The organism is Bacillus sp. ATD (assembly GCF_050585765.1).
GTDB lineage: Bacteria > Bacillota > Bacilli > Bacillales > Bacillaceae > Bacillus > Bacillus stercoris.
Window position 1 is genome coordinate 155323 of the sequence record NZ_JBOBQH010000004.1, and the last position, 18918, is coordinate 174240.

25 protein-coding genes are annotated in these 18918 nt (G+C 47.8%); 2 read left to right on the plus strand and 23 right to left on the minus strand.

All coding sequences use genetic code 11. The features are described from left to right. Positions 1–89: 89 nt before the first annotated feature. The 20 genes from nrdF to ACQXR1_RS11530 all read right to left on the minus strand — a co-directional run bounded on the left by nrdF (position 90) and on the right by ACQXR1_RS11530 (position 14975). On the minus strand, positions 90–1055 hold the full coding sequence (gene nrdF, locus ACQXR1_RS11435) for a class 1b ribonucleoside-diphosphate reductase subunit beta (RefSeq protein ID WP_430772273.1): 966 nt from the start codon (positions 1053–1055) through the stop codon (positions 90–92). Positions 1056–1086: 31 nt separating this feature from the next. Beyond that, positions 1087–1263, minus strand: coding sequence for a hypothetical protein (locus ACQXR1_RS11440; protein ID WP_168781792.1), 177 nt, complete (start codon positions 1261–1263; stop codon positions 1087–1089). Between the two features lie 20 nt (positions 1264–1283). Then, positions 1284–3338, minus strand: a complete 2055-nt coding sequence (nrdE, locus tag ACQXR1_RS11445) for a class 1b ribonucleoside-diphosphate reductase subunit alpha (RefSeq protein ID WP_430772274.1) — start codon at positions 3336–3338, stop codon at positions 1284–1286. A gap of 10 nt (positions 3339–3348) precedes the next feature. Beyond that, positions 3349–3717, minus strand: coding sequence for a class Ib ribonucleoside-diphosphate reductase assembly flavoprotein NrdI (nrdI, locus tag ACQXR1_RS11450; RefSeq protein WP_430772196.1), 369 nt, complete (start codon positions 3715–3717; stop codon positions 3349–3351). Beyond that, entirely contained in the window at positions 3711–3872 is a 162-nt protein-coding gene (locus tag ACQXR1_RS11455; protein ID WP_172861190.1) for a hypothetical protein, read from the minus strand. Before ACQXR1_RS11455 ends, nrdI begins: the two co-directional genes overlap by 7 nt. Before the next feature lie 196 nt (positions 3873–4068). Then, a complete protein-coding gene (locus tag ACQXR1_RS11460) occupies positions 4069–4431 on the minus strand; it encodes a hypothetical protein (RefSeq protein ID WP_430772197.1) in 363 nt (120 codons plus the stop codon). After that, complete coding sequence (locus ACQXR1_RS11465) at positions 4432–4650, minus strand: hypothetical protein (RefSeq protein WP_430772198.1); 219 nt, start codon at positions 4648–4650, stop codon at positions 4432–4434. Further along, positions 4650–5210 carry a hypothetical protein gene (locus ACQXR1_RS11470; protein ID WP_430772199.1) on the minus strand — a complete coding sequence of 187 codons (561 nt, stop codon included), beginning with the start codon at positions 5208–5210 and terminating at the stop codon, positions 4650–4652. Before ACQXR1_RS11470 ends, ACQXR1_RS11465 begins: the two co-directional genes overlap by 1 nt. Continuing rightward, on the minus strand, positions 5207–5419 hold the full coding sequence (locus tag ACQXR1_RS11475; protein ID WP_430772200.1) for a hypothetical protein: 213 nt from the start codon (positions 5417–5419) through the stop codon (positions 5207–5209). Before ACQXR1_RS11475 ends, ACQXR1_RS11470 begins: the two co-directional genes overlap by 4 nt. Further along, positions 5419–6480, minus strand: coding sequence for a hypothetical protein (locus ACQXR1_RS11480; protein WP_259607505.1), 1062 nt, complete (start codon positions 6478–6480; stop codon positions 5419–5421). The genes ACQXR1_RS11475 and ACQXR1_RS11480 overlap by 1 nt, the downstream gene beginning before the upstream one ends. After that, positions 6477–8630 (minus strand): DNA polymerase, encoded by a 2154-nt coding sequence (locus ACQXR1_RS11485; RefSeq protein WP_430772201.1) that lies wholly within the window; start codon positions 8628–8630, stop codon positions 6477–6479. Before ACQXR1_RS11485 ends, ACQXR1_RS11480 begins: the two co-directional genes overlap by 4 nt. 172 nt (positions 8631–8802) lie before the next feature. Next, positions 8803–8955: a hypothetical protein gene (locus ACQXR1_RS11490; protein ID WP_164972506.1), complete on the minus strand. Its 153-nt coding sequence runs from the start codon at positions 8953–8955 to the stop codon at positions 8803–8805. A gap of 165 nt (positions 8956–9120) precedes the next feature. After that, positions 9121–10368: a hypothetical protein gene (locus ACQXR1_RS11495; protein WP_430772202.1), complete on the minus strand. Its 1248-nt coding sequence runs from the start codon at positions 10366–10368 to the stop codon at positions 9121–9123. A 13-nt stretch (positions 10369–10381) separates the two neighbouring features. Then, positions 10382–10651 carry a hypothetical protein gene (locus ACQXR1_RS11500; RefSeq protein ID WP_430772203.1) on the minus strand — a complete coding sequence of 90 codons (270 nt, stop codon included), beginning with the start codon at positions 10649–10651 and terminating at the stop codon, positions 10382–10384. Then, complete coding sequence (locus ACQXR1_RS11505) at positions 10651–11076, minus strand: hypothetical protein (RefSeq protein ID WP_430772204.1); 426 nt, start codon at positions 11074–11076, stop codon at positions 10651–10653. The genes ACQXR1_RS11500 and ACQXR1_RS11505 overlap by 1 nt, the downstream gene beginning before the upstream one ends. Positions 11077–11110: 34 nt before the next feature. Next, positions 11111–11773: a single-stranded DNA-binding protein gene (locus tag ACQXR1_RS11510; RefSeq protein WP_430772205.1), complete on the minus strand. Its 663-nt coding sequence runs from the start codon at positions 11771–11773 to the stop codon at positions 11111–11113. Positions 11774–12116: 343 nt separating this feature from the next. Continuing rightward, positions 12117–12683 (minus strand): hypothetical protein, encoded by a 567-nt coding sequence (locus ACQXR1_RS11515; protein ID WP_430772206.1) that lies wholly within the window; start codon positions 12681–12683, stop codon positions 12117–12119. Then, complete coding sequence (locus tag ACQXR1_RS11520) at positions 12680–12835, minus strand: hypothetical protein (protein WP_430772207.1); 156 nt, start codon at positions 12833–12835, stop codon at positions 12680–12682. Before ACQXR1_RS11520 ends, ACQXR1_RS11515 begins: the two co-directional genes overlap by 4 nt. 141 nt (positions 12836–12976) lie before the next feature. Then, the gene (locus ACQXR1_RS11525; RefSeq protein ID WP_430772208.1) at positions 12977–13504 is read right to left on the minus strand and encodes a hypothetical protein; all 528 of its coding nucleotides are present in this window, start codon (positions 13502–13504) and stop codon (positions 12977–12979) included. A 292-nt stretch (positions 13505–13796) separates the two neighbouring features. Then, positions 13797–14975: an AimR family lysis-lysogeny pheromone receptor gene (locus ACQXR1_RS11530; RefSeq protein WP_430772209.1), complete on the minus strand. Its 1179-nt coding sequence runs from the start codon at positions 14973–14975 to the stop codon at positions 13797–13799. 93 nt (positions 14976–15068) lie between these two features. Between ACQXR1_RS11530 and ACQXR1_RS11535 the strand changes: the two genes are divergently transcribed. Together ACQXR1_RS11535 and ACQXR1_RS11540 are read left to right on the plus strand one after the other, a co-directional pair. Next, entirely contained in the window at positions 15069–15278 is a 210-nt protein-coding gene (locus ACQXR1_RS11535) for a helix-turn-helix domain-containing protein (protein ID WP_100274961.1), read from the plus strand. A 53-nt stretch (positions 15279–15331) separates the two neighbouring features. Beyond that, a complete protein-coding gene (locus tag ACQXR1_RS11540) occupies positions 15332–15571 on the plus strand; it encodes a helix-turn-helix transcriptional regulator (RefSeq protein ID WP_157680846.1) in 240 nt (79 codons plus the stop codon). On the opposite strand, the gene ACQXR1_RS11545 is transcribed toward ACQXR1_RS11540, so the two are convergent. From ACQXR1_RS11545 to ACQXR1_RS11555, 3 genes are all read right to left on the minus strand, one after another. Further along, positions 15568–16581, minus strand: a complete 1014-nt coding sequence (locus ACQXR1_RS11545) for a toprim domain-containing protein (protein WP_430772210.1) — start codon at positions 16579–16581, stop codon at positions 15568–15570. The two genes, ACQXR1_RS11540 and ACQXR1_RS11545, sit on opposite strands and share 4 nt — an antisense overlap. A gap of 110 nt (positions 16582–16691) precedes the next feature. Next, positions 16692–18086, minus strand: a complete 1395-nt coding sequence (locus ACQXR1_RS11550; RefSeq protein WP_430772211.1) for a DnaB-like helicase C-terminal domain-containing protein — start codon at positions 18084–18086, stop codon at positions 16692–16694. Beyond that, positions 18083–18730: a hypothetical protein gene (locus tag ACQXR1_RS11555; protein WP_430772212.1), complete on the minus strand. Its 648-nt coding sequence runs from the start codon at positions 18728–18730 to the stop codon at positions 18083–18085. Before ACQXR1_RS11555 ends, ACQXR1_RS11550 begins: the two co-directional genes overlap by 4 nt. Positions 18731–18918: the final 188 nt, after the last annotated feature.

Genomic DNA, 18918 nt, shown 5'->3' on the forward strand with positions numbered 1-18918 from the left:
TACCTCCTTACTTATATAACGGGTAGGTGGGCGCCTGTTTTGCGACATCTTTCGTAAAATAATATGCGCCTAGGAGTAAAATCGCGCAGTTATTCCCCGAAATAAAAATCCGAATCTTTAAGCGCCTCGACCGTCGCCTTCTTATAACCGTTACCCTTCTGCGAAAAGAAGTCGTGCGATTTGGTTTTCGTACTAAGTCCGTTCATCACGATCGGATTCGGCGTTTCGTCTTCGAAGTACGGATCGAACGCGAGGTTTTGCAGCGCTTTATTCGCGTTATAGCGCATGAACCGTTTAACGTCGTGCGTCAGACCGACCGTATCGTAAAGATCCTCGGCATATGCGACCTCGTTATCGTACAGCTCCGTTAGCAAATCAACCGCAAAGTCGCGTAATTCTAACTGAACGCTATGAGCTTGGCGATTATAAATTTCCTGCGCGAGCAAGCCGGTATAAACGCCGTGAATCGCCTCATCGCGAATAATAAGCGAGATAATTTCGCCTGAGTTCGTTAGCTTGCCTTGCCCCGCGAAATATAACGGATAATAAAATCCGCTGTAGAACAAAAAGCTTTCGAGATACACGGATGCGACCAGCGCCTTATATAGCGAAATATCATCGCCGGGCTCAATCGCGTTGTATAAACCGACGATTCGCGCCGCCTTCCGCTGCAAATACGGGTTCTCTTTAACCCATTCGAAAACTTCGTTAATAGTTTCGGTAGGAGCGAGCGTCATGAAAATATTCGAATAGGATTTCGCATGGACAGCGTTCTCCATCATCGCCATGAAATTAAGGACGGCCTTGCGTTGGTGACCGGCGATGTGCTGCGCGATGATAGGAATTCCGGTGTTTCCCTGCTCCGTATCCAGAAGCGTCAGGCCCGCGAGATCACGCATATAAACGAGTTGTTCGGTCGGGCTCAACGACTTCCACGTTAAGAGATCACCATTTAGCGAAATCTCTTCCGGAAGCCAGAACTGCTTAACGTTCTGCGCGTAGAACATTTGCGTAAAGTCGTCTTCGTGGCGCGACCAATCGGCCGCCGTGTGGATTGCATTTGCGTTCGTCAATTATTCGTCCTCCTTAGTAGCGTAAAGATTTCCAAAAATCGATCCAGTACTCCGTGAATTCTCGTTTGATATCGCTTCTTTGCACTTTTATTCCGTTTCCTGACTTGTCGTACCAATATGCGAGCAAATGGAAACCGCAAAGTGGTACGCAGAAAATTACGACGACAATTTTCAGTAAGATCAAGCGCATCTATCCGCCTCCCCTTTCGTTTAAACTACGCAACTCAAGCACGAATCCTGGCCGGTGTCTTTTGTTCGCGCATAATACAACGTTTTGATACCGCGATGATGCGCGTATAAGTCAATCCGGTTCAGATCGCGCGTCGTCATCGTATCTTTCAAGAACAGCGTAAACGAAATGCCTTGGTCGACGTGCTGCTGAATCGTTGCGATCATATCGACGACTTTAAACATATCCATGTCGTACGCTTCCTTGTAGAAAAACCAATTCTGCGGCGATAGTCCCGGCATCGGATAATACGTCTTCGAATTACCGTACGTACGCTCCTCAATGCGCTCCATAATCGGCATGACCGACGCCGTAGCCGACTGCACATACGAAATAGATCCCGTCGGCGCAATCGCAAGTCTGTACGAATGGTATAGTCCGTGCATCACAATGTTGTCTCGAAGCGCTTCCCACTCGATCGGTGCCGGAATCGTTACGCCTTCAAATAGTCGCGCAACCTTCTCCGTTTTAGGGCGGAAATCTCCCGCGACGTATTTATCGAAGTAACTACCGTCGGCATACGTTGATCCCTCGAATCCTTCGTACGTGCTGCCGGTCTTTTGCGCTAATTCATTCGAACGCACAAGCGACCAATAATTCACCAGCACGAAGAATACGTTAGCGAAATCGCGTGCTTCCTCGGACTCATAAGCGATTCCGTTCTGCGCTAAATATCCGTGCAAGTTCATCGCGCCAAGCCCAATCGAACGCATCTCGCGGTTAGCTCGCGCAACAGCCGGCGCGTTCTTGATATTCGAAGTTTCCGAGACTCGCGTTAGAGCATCGACGGACAGCTTAACGATTTTACCGAAGTCGCCGTTTTTCATTACGTTTGCAACGTTGAGCGAGCCGAGGTTGCACGAAATATCGAGGCCGATATCGTCTGGTTCGCCGTAGTCCGTGTATTCCGATACCTTCGACGCCTGAAGCACTTCGCTACAGAGGTTCGAAAACTTAACCTTCGAAATGTGATTGTTCGCATGTGCCGCGTTTACGTTGCCTTCGAACATGATATACGGATAGCCCGATTCGGACCGCAACACGGCAAGCTTTTCGAGTAGCTTCCGCGGGTTTATTTTTTCCTTACACACGGCCGGATTATCGACGAGCTGATCGTACATTTGTCCGATATCCATTTCGTCAAGGTGTTGGCCATATGCTTTGTAAACGGTGTGCGGATAGAAAACGTAAGCCGGCCGATCTTCTCGCGCTAACTCGATGAACTTATCCGGAATGACAACGCCAATGGATAACGTTTTAACGCGTACGTCCTCATCTGCGCTGATTTTCTTCGTATCAAGGAAATCGTTAATGTCCGCATGGAATACGTTTAGGTACGCTGCGCCGGAGCCCTGCCGCTGACCCATCTGATCCGCATAACGGAACGCATTATCGAGCAGCTTCATAACGCCAACAACGCCCTTCGTCGCATTCTCTACGTCTTTAATCGCCTCACCTTTCGCTCTGAGCTTCGATAAATTAAGCGATACGCCGCCGCCAAGCTTCGAGAGCTGCATCGAAATGTCAATCGCGCGACTAATATCGTTAAGGGAATCGTTAACTTCGAGCAGGAAACACGAAACTAATTCGCCTCGTCGTTTACGGCCCGCATTCAAGAACGTCGGCGTGGACGGCTGGTATTCCTGGCGCATCATTAAATCGACGTACTCAAGCGCCTTGGCTGCGTCGCCTTCCGCGAAGAACAACGCACAGCAAGCGACCCGATCTTCGTAGCGTTCGAGAATCTTTTTGCCGTCGTTCGTCTTCAGCGCGTAGTCGTTATAGAATTTGAACGCGCTCATAAACGAAGGGAAACGGAACTTGTGCGCATACGCCGCTTTATAGACCGCCTTGATTTCCCCGAAAGTATAGGCGTCCAGGAATTCGGTTTCGTAATAATCGTTATCGCGTAGGTAATCGAGTTTTTCGCGAAGGTCGTGGAAAAATACGGTGTTTTGATTTACGTAGTCAATAAAATAAGCGCGGACGGCTTCGAGATCCTTTTCGAATTGGAACCGGCCGTCCTTCTGTAGCATAATTTCGTTATTAAGTTCGATGTAACTCGTCAAGCGCATTCACCCTTTCGATAAATTGTCGTACATCTGCGTCCGTGCCCGCCAATTCAAAGCGCCCGACCACCGGTACGCCGTATTGTGCTGCGATTATGTCCGCCGCCTTTGCGTAATTATCCGCCCATATACGATTCCCCGACGCAGCCACGCCCGCCAAGTGCGCGCTATTAGCTGCAAGAAAATCCGCAACCGGCCGCACCACCTGTCCGAATCCGTACGTTCCAGTTACGCAAACGAACGGCTCGGCAAGCGTTAGGTCTGGCGTGATCCCAACGGCGGGCAGGCCGGTCTTTGCGACGAATCGGTGTACGTTGCCGGTCCGCGAATAATAGGCGATTAACATACGACGTCCGCCACCAAGACCGCGAGAGGAATCACGATCAGCAGGACGAGGATACCTTTCACTATTTTTTCGTCGAAGCTTCCATCATTCGATACTTCCGCACTTGCTACGAGCGCAAGCAGCAAGACCAAACATCCGATTGCTAGATACGTCATCTAACCGACCCCTTCCGTCTCTCGATTTCTTCTTCCAGTGCCGCTATATTCGCAAGTCGACGATCTCTTTCGATCCGCAATTCGATTAGCTGACGTTCGTGCCGACTGATTGCGTAATCATCTTCGGCAAGTCCTTCGCGATGAATCCGTAACATCTGCTGTAGTTGTGCGTCCGTCGCTGATCCCATCATACGTATCACTTCTCCTTTATTGTCAGGATATTTTCGTAAAGCGACATAAACGGAACACGGAAACCGATCGTCTTAAACTCGTAAGTCTTACCGACCTCAATCTCCGCGTACAGATCACTGGAATTAAACTTTCGCGCAAACAAAGCGTCCGTGTTTTCGAATACTTTTGCGTTACCTTTCTCGTCCTCTCCGAAAATTAGATACTTCGAGGAATCTTCGGTGGTTTTCGTTTCTTTATCCGTCACCTTTATTACGTAAGTGTTTTCGTTATTGTAAGACGCGATCGTAAATAACGGCGCCACAACTACGAGAGCAATTACAACCAACGTGATTATCGCGATCGTTCCCCATTTAATTAAGCGCTCCATCTACTCGCCCCTTTCTAAACGGTGTGCTCCGTATGCAAATAAACCGTAGATTAAAAGAATCACGAACCAGACTCCGAATACAATCAGCGCAATTAATCCGTAAGGAACATCGGCTCCCGATAGCAAATGAATCCCGTAAGATATTCCGAGAACTACGCACTCCCAAACGACTAACTGTAGCCCAAACGCCAATAATACCGCTAAAATAATCGCTGACATTATTTATCCTCCTTCGGTTTATCTATTACGCCTTCATGAATCAACCACGCAAGCCCAATCGCAGCTGCATCGCTTTCATCGAAATTAGCGAACTCGCCGGTATATCCAGTCATGCGCCGCACCGCCGCCTGTAGTTCGTCCTTCTCCGCTTTGCCTGATCCGGCCACCTTCGACTTGACCGTCGTTGCGGATATCCCGAGATCCGCCGTACGCTTGCCCGGCTTCCGGAACTTATCGAACGTCAGCCCGAATCGCGACGTTGCCCGTTCACACGCATTCCATGCCGCCAGCACCGGATAGTTTGAGGTCGACGTTTTGCCTGCGAAGTCCTCTCGCACCACATAGTCGAAGCCATCCCGCGGACAGTTTTTGTCGAGAAACATCATCGCCCATCCTTCAATAACTTCCGCCCGGTGCGCATGTGATCGACTGGAATTCGGCTTAACGTGCGACAGCGCTTTGATCGTTGGCTTTCGGTTGCGCACCTCGATTATCGCGACGCCCGGGCAAGTCATCGACGTATCGAACGCGAGGCACCGGATAGGCTTGGCGCTACTCATCGGAGCTCCTTATAAGCAACTACTAACACTCTCTCGCGAATTCCACCGTAGCCACCTGAGCCTTCAAACTCTCCATAAACTACACTTTTGTGATCCCGCACTGTAACAATCAATCCTTCAGCTGTACATTCGTCAATAAACTTTTGTAAGGTTTTATTGAAATTTTCAAAACAGCCACCTATAACTTTCGCTTTAGCAACTGTCCTCATCAAACCGCCTCCCCTTTGCGTACTTTTTCGATAAACTCTAACGCCCCGGCGTACTGTTGCTTAGTAGACGGGTACACATTCGATCGCATGACCCGTGAAACTTTATCGCGTACGTCCTCCAGTTCTGCGTCCGTAAGCGATTTCGCACATTCCGTTTTATATCCGTTAAATGTCCATCCGTTAAGGTCGAGCTCCGGCGGCTTTCCTGCGTTGATAGATGCTTGGATATCTGCGAATCTATCAAGAACGGAATTAATCTCGGACTCTCCGATCTCTAATCCGAAAGCACGAATATCCGGAGACTTTTCGAACTCACCTTCGTCGTATTCCCACGCCTTCTTCGAACCATTAACGTAAAGGATTACGTAAAGATCAACGTCATACATAACCGCGTATGAGTAGCATTGTTTTACGTGCTTTTCGTCCGGCTTTTTCAGCGAGTAATAAGACGTCCGCGCCGCGCTTGTTTGCTTCGATTTGATTTCGAGGCCGACGCGTAAGACTTCTCCGTCCTCCGTTACATAGCGCATGATCCCGTCACATGTTCCGAAAAGGTGAAACGACTGTCCATTATGCGTTACTAAGTGATTCTTTTTCGCGAAGTCCTCAAACATCGGCGTGCCGTCCTTGTTACGCTCAAAACTAAACGGACACGGTCGTCCGACTAACTTTTCGAAATGTTTTTCCATGAATAAAATATCGCGTTGAATAACGTCCCCAATTGCGGTACCGATTCGTTGCCAGCGTCCTTGATATGGCGGTATCTTGAATTTATCTTTCTTTCCGTACTTTGCTTTATGGTATAATTCGCGAGCACATGCGTTAGCAGACGAAGGTGAGAAATACGGAAACTTCGGTTTGATATTCGGAGCATCCGCATACCATCGGTGTATTTGCGCATCCAAGTCGTTGTCCCAAGCTTCGGGCTGCGAGTGCCATTCGTTTAGATATTCGATGAGTTCATCCGCAATCTGCTGCGCGTATGTGGTCGGCTCGGGCGGCGCCGGCGCTAATTGGGCGCGCAGTGAGTTTGCGGCTGATCGTGCGTTTGCGTTCGTCAATTAATCACGTCCCCTTTCGTTTTAAACCATTCTTCTACGGGCACACCTTCGCCCCATTTGCGCATTACTTCGATATCTGTACCGTTCGGCACAACGTCACCCCATCGGTAAGAATTAAGCATGATATCGCGAATTTCTTGCGCTTCTTCCCACGTAAAATCCTCCGGAACTTCGAAAATGAGTTCGTCATGCACCGTTGACCACAGCGCCCATCCCGGTTTGTTAGCGCAATATTCGTGCGCCTTAATCATCGTGACCTTCGTTTGGATAGACGACGATCCTTGTACGCGGGCATTTGTCGCTTGGCGTAAAGCGCGATTGATCCGTGAGTTATGTTTCCTTGCGGCATCATATTTCGGATCATTCCATTTTCCATACGGAATGTTTTTGCGTGGCAGTTTAGCGTCGGGAAGCCGGCGTTTACGCGCTTTTAAGTCCGCCCATACATATCCGTTCTTACGCACAAATTCTTCGTTCTCTTTAAGCCACGCCGATAAATCCGGCATGCTTCCGAATAATTCTTCCTTAAACTCGGTAGCTTCTTTCTTACTAACGCCAAGCATATCCGCGAGTGAATAATCGCTCATACCGTACAATGTCGCAAGCCAAGCAACTTTCATTCGCTTACGCTCTTTCGTATCAGAACCGTCAGGGTTTTTATAAACTTCCTCGTACGGACGCTTATAAAAGTTTGAGGCCATTGTTGCGTACGGATCGAGATTCTTCAAAAACGCGTCAATCAATACAGGCTCTCCCGACAAATACGCAACACAGCGAATTTCCTGCGCTTTAAAGTCGGCGCCTACTAGCACCTTTCCGGGAGGAGGACCGAACATTGGACGTGCTTCTTGCGGCTGATTCTGCACGTTAAACCCTTGCTGCGTTTTATCCTCTTCGTCCTTACCGGAGCTGAACCGTCCCGTAACGGTTCCCATCGGATTGAACCGCGAATGCCAACGCTCAGTTGTCGGATTCTGCTTTGTAGGTAGCGTATCAATGTACGTGCCGCTTAGCTTAACGATATTTTTATACTCGAGAAGTTTAGCGATGATCTCGTGGTCGTCTTTCAGCGGCTTGAGTGTTTTCTTCGCGTCCATATTCGGTAGCTCCTTGCCGATCGCCTTCGAAAGGGCTGGACGCATCTGCTGGGTCGAGTTTAGATTTATCGGTTCGTCGCCTTCACGGAACGGCGTCAACTCTGCAACCAATTCCGTGCGCAACTCTTCCGCACGTCTATGCAGTTTTTCTCCGTATTCCTTAGCGAAATCCAGGTCGAGAATATAACCGTTAGCTTCTAAGTCAACGATTACGTACAGTAACGGAACTTCAACGGTTTGGTAATATTCCAAAATCGTCGGCATTTTCGCCATGTGATAACGCTGAAATTCGCACAGCTTCCACGTTAATTCCGTATCCTTCGCTGCGTAAACTAGCGCTATATCTAACGGAACTTCTTTAAATTGCGCATTCCTGCCGAACAAAGCATCGAAAGTGTCTGCCGGTGTTTTTAAGTATTTAGGCGCTAAGTCTTTGAGCTTAAACGAACCGGCTCCGCCTAATGTCCGATCACTCTCGTTTTCGTTAAGAAGGTGCATCGCGGTCATCGTGTCCCAAGCGACGCCTTTCAAATCGAATCCGTGCCGCCGAAGCATCGCAATATCGAATATCGCGTTGTGTAAAACCTTGCCGATTGATTCATCGTTAAATACAGGCGCCAGACCTTCGAGTACATATTCGCGACTTAGTTGCTCGCAATCAACGTGATCCACCGGTATATAAACGTGCCAGTCAGCGTTTGGTAACGTCAGCGAAAGCCCGACGATTACGTCCGTATAAACATCTACGCCGGTTGTTTCGGTATCGACTGCGATCTCTGTTTCGTTATTTAACGCATCGATCAGTGCCCGGAATCGTTCATCAGTAGTGATTAATTCGTAATTATCCGGCGTGCTCTCAACCATCTGCCGCAAGGTTTCTTCGCGCTGGGCTTCCTGTAAAGACTTCCACAACCGGAGCGCCTCCGCCTTGCTGAACGCTTTAGGATTGCCGGCCTTATTAACGCAGTCAGCCGGATCTCGCGCCAGATTGCCCGCATCCATAGCCGCCTTGACTTCGGTGAGCCGTTTACGGTCGGCATCCGATAGCTTCATCGCGAATATCTTGCGCCAGCTTTCCTCGATCGGCTCGGCGGTCTTGGCTTTCGCCTTCCGCTTGGCCGTCGCCTGGACCGCGTCCGTTTTCGGTGCCGCCGGCTTAAGCGCGTTCAAGTTTAACCGTAAGCCTTCCATCCGTCGTCCTCCTTCCTCGCGAAGTAATTGCGGGTTACTTTTCGTTATTGCCTTCGTAGATTAAGTAAAATCCGTTCAATAGGAGAAGCATCACGTTCGCCGCAACTAACGGCCAATTTCCGTCGATTACCCAAAAGACGAGACATATCGCGAATATTACATTCGTCGCGTAGCATAGCGTCCTCATAAATCGACCGCCTCCGTCCATCTTCGTTTATATTCATCGGCATTATCCGCATACCACTCCGACCAACACGTCGCGTCGCATGCATAGACCTCGAAGAGCGAATCGTAAATGGCGGATCGCCCTTCGTAGAGGTTAGCGTTGCAATTGGCGCAGACGGCGGCGACTTTAGCGGTCAAAGCGCGCCTCGACTGGCGTTACAAGTTTTGCGTAAACGCTCCACACACCGTCAACATGCTGTCCGATAACCCTCGCTCTTTCCTCGGTTGAATCGGATACTACTTCAACGAGTTCACACAATTCCAGTGGGGCTCCGCAAGAATTATCGACTCGTACTAAATCGCCTTTCTTAAGGCTGCCAACCTCGCGTCCGATTCCCGCCCATTTCTTGTACTCGGAGGCTTCCTCTTCGGATAAAATTTCGAGTTGGTCTGGCGTTGCAAATCCCATCGTGATTTCGCCACCAATGATGCCGATACGGTTACGTTGGAGATGGGCGTATGAAATCTCGTAAACTTTTCCGTTTTCATATCCGTTAAGAGGAAACTCACCACCGCCCGATTTCAGTCGAACCTTTGCGCCTTCCTTAAATTTAGCGAGTTCTACTGCGCGTTTAGCTTCGGCAACTTCTTCGTCAGTGGCGCGTACTAGATTTTTATGTCCGAAAATATCGCCGGTTGTTCCGTCAAGCCTTTCGGATCGGAAAGGAAACGCATCTGGCCACGCTAATTCGTTAGCTCGAAGGCGTACGATTTCGCCGTTTTGGCGATGAGGCTCCTGAACCACCTTCGCATAATCACCGACCTTCAGACGCTCAGGCTTCGGCTCGGCCTCTACGCTTGAGGCGCTGACTTTGCGGTAGACTTCGAAATTGTCACTGTAGGTGTCATATTCATCGTTATCATCGTCAATAATTACGGGGTCTCCGTCATCAAATTCTTTAATTTCGTAATATTCCTTATCGGTTTGATAGCTCGGAGGATCATCGAACTTTACGTAATCGCCCGCTCGCGCTTCGCTTTTACTGATCCGCTTATATTCCGCTTCACCCTTCAACGTAGCCACGTCGAATTTTAACGATTCGATTTCGCCTTCCGCCTTTGCTACGCGTTCTTCTACGGACGGGTTGGTGCTGGCGGCCACTTTGCGGAAAGCGATACCGTTACCATTCTTTTGGACGGCTGAAGCGTTCCCTCTATATATCGTTGGGATTTCGATACCACCGCCAGGACGTTTATTCGCCATGTAAAACGCTCCAGTATCGCCACCGATTACGAGATGTCCTTCCGTTAATAGGAATATGTCGCCTTCCTGAACGGGACTATCCGTCTTCACATATTCCGCACCGCCATACGCAACCTTCGTAATTTCACCGTTCACCATATCGAGGGTCTTAACGCCTTCTAATTTCGCCATCCGTTCGTCCTCCTTATTCGAACCAGCAAACAATAGCCGGCTGTTCGTATTTAAAATCCGCCAAGTATTCCGCAAATGTCATGCGCTCAAATCCGCCCGTTTCCGTCTCAAACATCCCCTCGGCATCCTTATCCACTTCGGAAACTTCCGGCACTTCATCTACCGAATAGTGATTCGGCTCGACTAAGCTCAGCTGAAGCGCTAGTGCTTGCTCCGCTGTTTCTGCCGCAATAATGTCGTAACAACCATCTAGGCCGACTTTGAACAGTTTATATTCCGCCATCATACCGCCTCCGCTTCGTTAATAATATCTTCGCGACTGAACGCCAAGTCCATCCGTACCCAACGCTTGCCTTCCTTCGACTGCGGCCCCCAATACTCCGTTAGCTCGCGGTTCTCGAACATCCAGACGGCGGGCGCCGGACCCGCGCCGACCTCGACGCCGATAAAATAATCGACTTCATCAAGCGTATAAGGTGTGCCGTCATTCTTTCGCGCCTGGACGACCCGCTTGCCGCCGCGCTTTTCACGTACGATAATCGTCTTCACCTGGAACGTTTTCCATTCGCCACTCAACGGATCTTTCGCGCTAATATCGAACGCCTCTTCCGTTTCGGACGTACTGACCGCCTGCCAGCCGCTAGCCAGCAGCGCAGCACGAGCGATCAGTTCCGAATACTTGCCGGTATCTTCTGTTTTATGCGCCATCTAAGCGCCTCCTTTTCGTTTGGTTGATTTGCGATTAGAACGGTAATTCTTCGGAAGCAGGTTCGTTAGATTCGGCAGCCGATTCTTTATCCGCTGGAACTGGCGGTAACTTAGCGCGATCAATCTTCGCATCCTCATCAGCCTCGTGTAATAGACCGATAATATCCGCTTGTTCACGGAAGTTAGCGAGTTCTTCGTACCCGTAATCAATTCCGATAAACTTCTTCGCTTCAGCCAACTGTTCTTCCGTCGCATCTCCCGATTCGATAGAGAACGTTTTGTCTACTTGCTTGATATGGATCGCCTCTCCTACGAGTGAATAATCCGGATTAAACTTGCGGCCCATCTTTTCGGCTTTGTCATAGTCGGCTACAAGGTTGTTGATGTGGAAATCCTTCGTATCAATTACGCGATATGTTTTATATTCGAGATCATAAACCGGAATCATTGCGTAAAGCTTACGTGGTGCTCCGACTAAGCAAGACGGGCAAACTTCCGGATTTGGTTTTTTAAATGCGCCGTGATCTGGACGGATTGCTTTCGGCGAGTGCAGACAAGTATGCTTACGGAAGTGATAAATATTTCTCTGACCGTTGTAAGTGCTGTGTTCGTGGACGTAATACGCGAACCAATCGTCTGGATCTGCGAGAATAACGAATGTACGACCTTCCGCGTTCACTTCTCCGTGCTTACCCATACGAACATATCGAGTTACACCTTCCGGAAATTCACCACCTGATTGCGCCGCTTCACGTTGTGCCTCACGTTGTTTCAAAGTATCTCTTAAGCTCATTCGTTTTCCCCCTACGATTTAATATTGAGCGTTAAGCCCTCGCAAAATGCCGGTATCTGCGCCCGAAACGCCGCCAGCGCTTGGCAGTAGCGACGCGACCCGAATTACTTAACGGCCACCCCGACATTCTCCGAGGGCCTGGCGCCCTTACTGCGTGTTCTTCGCTTCGTCTTCGTTTAATTGCCACGCCATGCCGCCGATAATGACTGCGCTGATAATCGCGACTATAGGAACGATCCATACTGCGTCAGACATATGCCGCCACTCCTTTTTCAATCGACTTGATTTCGGATTTAATCACGTTAACTTTTTCGTTAATAGTTGCGTATTCTTTCTTCGCAATGTCTATTTTCGCGTCGATAACAGCGATAATCTTGTGCGCTCTTGCTCTAGCGCGATTCAATTCGAGTTGGGCGATTTCGAGATTCTTTTCCGCAAGCTGAATCGTAAGAGTTCGTAATTCGCGATTACGACGGACAATCAAAGCGTCAGACTTGCGTTTAAGTACCGCCTTGAGTTCGTCAGGAAGATCGGTAATTGGCGGTGTGTTTGCGGTCGGTTTATCTTCAACCGGCGCTAAAGGATCGGCCATTTTATAAAGGGTCACTACGCGAATACCATCGACGATCAATCGTGTTCTTGATCTAATATGATCGAAAGCTTTTACTCGTTTCCCATATTCGTTAGTAAGATCGCCTACATAGAAAGCCGTTTGCATTAGCTGCCGAATATGTCCAGCGGCCTGTGGGCGACTGATGCCTAATCGTTCTACAGCGCGGTCAACAGCGTGCTTTGTGACCTCGTAATGTTTCATCCGACGCGCACCGCCTTTATAGACGGATAGTAATCGGCCGGATCTTCGTCGTGCGGCCATGCGCCTTGGTAAATAAATTCGGTAAGTTTGCGCTCATCTAGCGCGATTAACGTTTGGATTTCGTTAGGATTGGGTAAATTTGAAGTAGTCATAGTACGTTAGCCTCCGTTTTAATTGAGATTATCGTACTAGGTCGCGGGGATGCGTTCGTATATTGTTCGCTTGAATCCGTTGGCAACAGATTGTATTATAGAGGAGTAACGAACGTCCCCTGGACCTAGTTACGAAAAATATTAAGCTGTTAATTCGCGTTGACAGTTTGATCGGAATCGTTGGATAAACTTTCGATGTGCCGGAGCATTTCCTCCAAAACGTTGCGCCAACAACGTGGAAATCTCCGTATCGTTTGTACATCCGCGAATCCAAGTATCGAGAATAAGAGTTTTTCTTGGGTCGTCCTGCGCCAACAGGGCGGCCTTTTCTTTTAGTAAAACTTCGCCTTCGACACTCGCCAAAGTGTCTACCGGCTCCCAAACGGCACCTTCTTCGCCTATAGCTTCGATTGCAACTTCGTTACGCGATCGCCTGTTTTTCAAAAACCTACTTCTAGTTTCGCGTATGATCTGCCTGATGAGCGCCTTCTTTTCGCGTCCGTTATTAGAGAGATTTTCTAACGACCTCCCAATCGCTTGATAACACTCCTGCTCGAATGACGTAAAGTCCGGAATTAGATGCGCCAACTTTTCCGCTTCTCTTACTACGTAAGGAATTGCGCCACTTTCAGCTGCGAGCTGCAGTCTATTAAATTGTTTTTCTTCCAATTTTCTTTTCCCCTTTCGCCCTACACTTATATAACGGGTAGGCTACCTTTGATTTTGCGACATTGTTTCTAAAAAGTTTTCATTTTTTAGATTGTTTGTCCTCTATATGTAAATATTAGCATAGAGTTTATGTGCATTGATAAATTTTCAGTTTTCTTTGTTTTATTTTATTTGACGGAATTTTCTACAAATAAAAAAAGACCACAAAGAGTGGTCCAAACGCTAAGCTTATCCTCCGACTCTAACTTCAGCAGTCTGGACCCCTCCAGAAGCTTCCTCCTTCACCTGATGGTTAGGCAACGCTGCTAAAACTGCTCCTAAAACTAAAACAATTAATAAAGTCTTTTTCATAAAAAATTTCCCCTCTCGATTTGATTTTTAGTGTTTTTAAAACTGAAGCATGTCCTGCATCTCCACCCAAGGAAACTAAATCATTCGCGATTAAAGAAGCAAATAAATAGTTCATCCCTGTATGAAAGTGCACGTACCCTTGGTGAATTTTCTCTATAGAACGGCACTGAACATACTTAAAATATACCAAAAAGTCAGCATCACCTCCTAAAAGTAATTCATTTTCGAATTTTGTTAAATCTGGTATCGCGCTACCCTCCTTGTGAGCGAAATAAATGTTAGCTAAATCCAAGTTGTGTTTGGTTTCTCTTACTAATACGGATTCGCCAACCTGTTTCATAATTTCATAACTTTTATTAAAATAACGCAAACTTGCGTCTTTATCTGAATCTAGATTAATCATTCCCAAGTAATAATAACCATCTGACTGATGCTTTAAGTTAACTTCCCCTTTTATAAGGACGTTTGCATGATATGTGCAGAGTGCCACTTCATTTAAGCTTAAGTATGCAGGAGCTAACACTTCTGATAAACGATATGAATAGCATTCTTTGTAAAATAAAGATCTTTCTGTATTCATTTTACTTAACTCTTTGTTTACCTCTTCAGCTTCGCGAGTTATTCCATAATAGTCCTTATAGTAATAGTAAGATACACATTTATAGATCCTCTTTAGAGTGTTGAGTTCTTTATTTCCATAAACCTTAAGCTTAGACATCTGTGAAGACAATTGTTTGAAGTCTGTTTTATAAGTCATGTAGTCGTGGAGTATTCTATAAGTGCGTACGTAGGGGACAAGTGCTTCATCACCTTCAGACATTTCAAGCAATTCTCCGAGCAATTCAACATCCCGCTTAACCGCTGCGTACTCAAAAGCCTGCTTGGTCGCTTCAGTAGTAGGAAGCTTTATGCACCACTCCCTCATTTTCTCGTGGTACTTTTCTTGGAAAAGAAATTGCGATAACTTCAATAATTTTCTAAAACCGATCTTTCCATCATTTTCGAAATCGTAAAGACAGCTTGACTTTATCCCTGTATTTTCAGCCAACTGTCGAACATTCAAGTCGAGTTCATTCCGTAAATTTACAACTTCATCAACTATTGTTTGCAAACAGAACACCCCTCAAATACAATTTACTTAGTTGTTTAACCATAGTATACTACATATGCACACTTTTGTGTGCGGAATTATTTAGAAAAAGGAGATTTTTTTATGATTAGTTTTGAACCCTTGCGGAATTATTTAAAAGAACGTGGCGAAACCACTGGAATTCTAAGAGACAAAGTAATCCACCGAAACCTTGTTACTAAAATTAATGAGGATAAGCACGTCAGTTTAGCAACTATTGAGACAATCTGCTTACACCTAGACATACCAATTGAGAAAGTGGTTCGAATTTTACCTGATGAAGTGGAAAAATAACTGTTTATAGTCTATAATTTCCTGCGTGACACCTTATCTGATGTAGTACGGAGGTGTTTATTACGTTTAAGGTCGGCAAATGCCGGATACCCGAATTATGCAAAGATATCGGAATTGAACACGCACAACTCGCAGCCAAGGTCGGACTAGATAAATCGCGTATTTCCGATTACGCCAGTCTTCGCAATATACCGAATATCGAGCTCGCCTATAATATCGCTCGTGCACTCGGTTGTAGACTCGAAGACTTATACGAATGGGTAGAGGTATCCGGCGACGAAACGGAGGGCTAGAACCTCCGGCCGACCTGAAGTTCGGAAATTCCCGAACCGACACGTAATACAGTACGTACACCCTCCGCACGATCATAAACGTTTCTCAACGCCTCTGCACCGCGCTTTACCAATAGTTCATTAGCGTCTTTCACCTCCGTTATATAACCGTGCGCAAGCCGCACCTTTCCGTTTAAATAACGCTCGATCGCCGCACGTAATTTATCGCCAGCTTTGTCGTTATCTGTAACTACCGTTAAATATTCGATAGGTGACTGCGTAATTATGTCCGCCTTTTTCAAATTAAATGCGCTGCCGCCGGTTCCAATCGCCGGAACCCCCACCGAACGCCACGCCATAGCGTCGATTTCCGCCTCGCAGATCACCGCGCGCCTTAACCGCTTCGCATAAACGAGGTCAATCCCGTAAACTAAATCGCGAATAGGCCAGCCGCCTTTTACGTACCAAAAAGCTTTGCCGCGCGTTGAACGATATTTCAAGTTGGCTAACCGACCATTCGGCAGCCGCCACGGAATCGCGACCGCATTGCCTACGATACCCACGCCGGCCTCGCGCTGTACTTCAGCCGATATGCCGCGCCCGGTCAGATAATCGTTAGGTCCGGCCTGAACGTCCGCCAACAAAGACTCCGACAAAGGTTCCGGCTTTGAGACAGCCTTAAGTTTCGGAAGGCGAAGCGTTAGGCGCCCGTCTTTAGCCGTCGGTGCATACGTTTCCAATAAGTAATCAACGGTTTCCTCTTCGGTTTCAGCGCGCAGGAAAGAGAGCAATTTAACGAACCCACCGCGCGCAAACTCGGCATCATAAGCGCCTGAATCGCCCCAGTAGCCGGCTTTCGCTGACGGTGTATCTTCGAGATATACGTAGAAGCTCGGCGTTCGATCGTAACGGAACGGACTGGCTGCGAGCAAACGGTCTTCCGTCCACGTAGGACGCGTCCATTCGAATTGCTCGAGCTCATAACGGATATCTACGTCGACGTGGCGTCCGTTTAGTATTAAAGTAGGCATGCGAACACCTCCTAAAGATGTATTTGTAAAACATATTACACGAATGTTACATTTCATACAGTCGTAATTTGTCGAAACTATTCAGAATTTTATATGAAATTCTTTCCAGTCTAGAAATCGAACTGTGCGGCCGCTGCTTCCCCGGCTTCCGGCTGCTTCACAACGCCTATTTGCGGTAGGTAGATAATCTCCGCAGACTCTCCTTCGCCACCGTCACGCCCTTTATTTAGGCCGATCATACCGCGCCCTTCCTTTGCGTTCGTATCAACCGCGATCAATAACGCAGCATCTTCGAGTAAGGCTTTCGTCTTCTTAACGTCTTTACGCTGCGGCAATTTAAGTTCTCGCTCGCCATCTTCGCCCGCCTTTTCGTCTTCCTCGTCCGCCTGGGTAAGCGCAAATATAGTCGCCTTTGTATGGCCCGCTAAACGACGGAGCTTTTGCGATGTATTGGCCGCGTCACCGCCCGCCGTCTTAGACGTATTGGCTTCGTAGTCTAAATAATAAAATGGATCTACGAGCACCACGTCGGCTTTCGTTTCGATAATATCCGACTTCAGATCGCGCAATGTACGGGAGCCAAAGTCTTCGTCATCCACGCCGCGTACCGTAATATTACCCGGCAGTATATCGTTAAGCCGTCCGAGGAACTCCATAAAGCCCGCTTCGAATTCTTCGTTTAAATTTCCCTGACGTACATCGCGCGAATTAAAGCCGGCCTCCATATTGACGCCATTAAGAGTCGCAGTCGTAACGCCCAGGCTTCCGGAAATTGAAACGTATAGGCGCACTAGGACTTCGTACCAGCCCATTTCCATCGACCAAATTAGAACGTTCGCGCCTTGCATCGCACAGTTAACGACTTCCTCCAACGCAATGGCCGATTTACCGCGCCCCGACTTTCCGTAAATAACGTAAACGTTAGACGATACATAGCCGCCCATAGCCCGATTAATAAAGTCGAACTTGCTGCGCCAGATCCGGAAAGACTCGCCGGCCTTGCGGTTTTCGTATTCGGCTTTGAATTTATCGATGTCGCGCTTGATGTCCGTCCCAACCGAATTTCGAACGTTTGTTCTCATTTTAAGACTTTCGGCCTGCTCCGTCAACCACTCGAAGAAACTTCCCATATCTCCGCTTTTTTGCGCTTCAATAAATCGTTTTTCGAGTTGCGGTTCCTGTAATTGGCGGCCATTTTCCGGATCAACCCGACCGCTAACAAGCTCGATAAATTGGCGCTCGGCTGCCCGGTCCTTAAGGTTCTTCGCGAGGTAATCCCAGCTTGCTTCGATATTAAAGTTCGGTTCGAAATCCGGCACTTCATTCGTAACCATTTCGGCAGTCGGCGCCTGGCCTCGGTGCTGCTCGGCGTATTGCATGACGTACCGGAAGGCTTTGCGTTCGCCTTGCGTTGGTAAGTCGTTTTCAGCGATATTAAAACGCAACAAAGCGTTCGGATCGTTCGCTTCGATGGCTTTCGATATTAGTAAAGTTCCGTAGTTCATTCGCTAACCTCCTCGTACAACCGTTTGTATTCAAAAACAACACTGTGTTCAAATAAATTATCGCTGGTCACTTTTGGTTCGTACGCTACAAGAACCGGTATGTCATCGATGTGTAATTCTTCACTACGATCTACTACTTTGCGGACTATTTTCGCTCGGTTTGGTACTTCGTTAATAGGCACGTTAAAATGCTCGAATGCCTTTTTATATTCGCTTTCCAGAAATTCTACGTGAGAAGTTACCGCGCTTTCTATTTTGTCGTTCAAAGAATTTTTAGGTTCAAGTATCCGTTGGTTTACCGGATTAGTTAAGTTCCAACATTTATACTCTGACGTTACATACCGGTTAGCCACTATTCGCCCTGCTTCCCGTCTCAATTTCGTCATCACACCGTCAGCCTTCGTTTTATATTCCGCATCCCCAAACGTCTCGTACAGGCGCATGTAATCGTTATATTCGTCTAGTAACCCGTCAGTCTCTCGCTTGCGTTTCGCCACCTCTTGCGCACTTGCCGCCCGCGCCGTCTTCGGCGTTTCCTTCGGTTCTTTCGCCATCCCAACCGCCTCCTCTTTTGCGAAGTTGATTTCCGTAAAGTGAAACGCCGTGCTCGTCGGCTCCGGATAGCTCGTCATGTCATACGTCATCAAGAAATCTTCCGACGCTGCCTTCCGACAGACCAAACGCAGATCATCGCTATCGGCTTCCAGCCATTCGCCGTTAATCGCGTCGGTCAGGTCGTACTCGACGTAATCAAAAGCGCCCTATTCTTCGTGCTGAGTTACTTCGCGCCAGCAATCTACGTAGAAAATTCGATCTTTGTAGCCGTCTACTG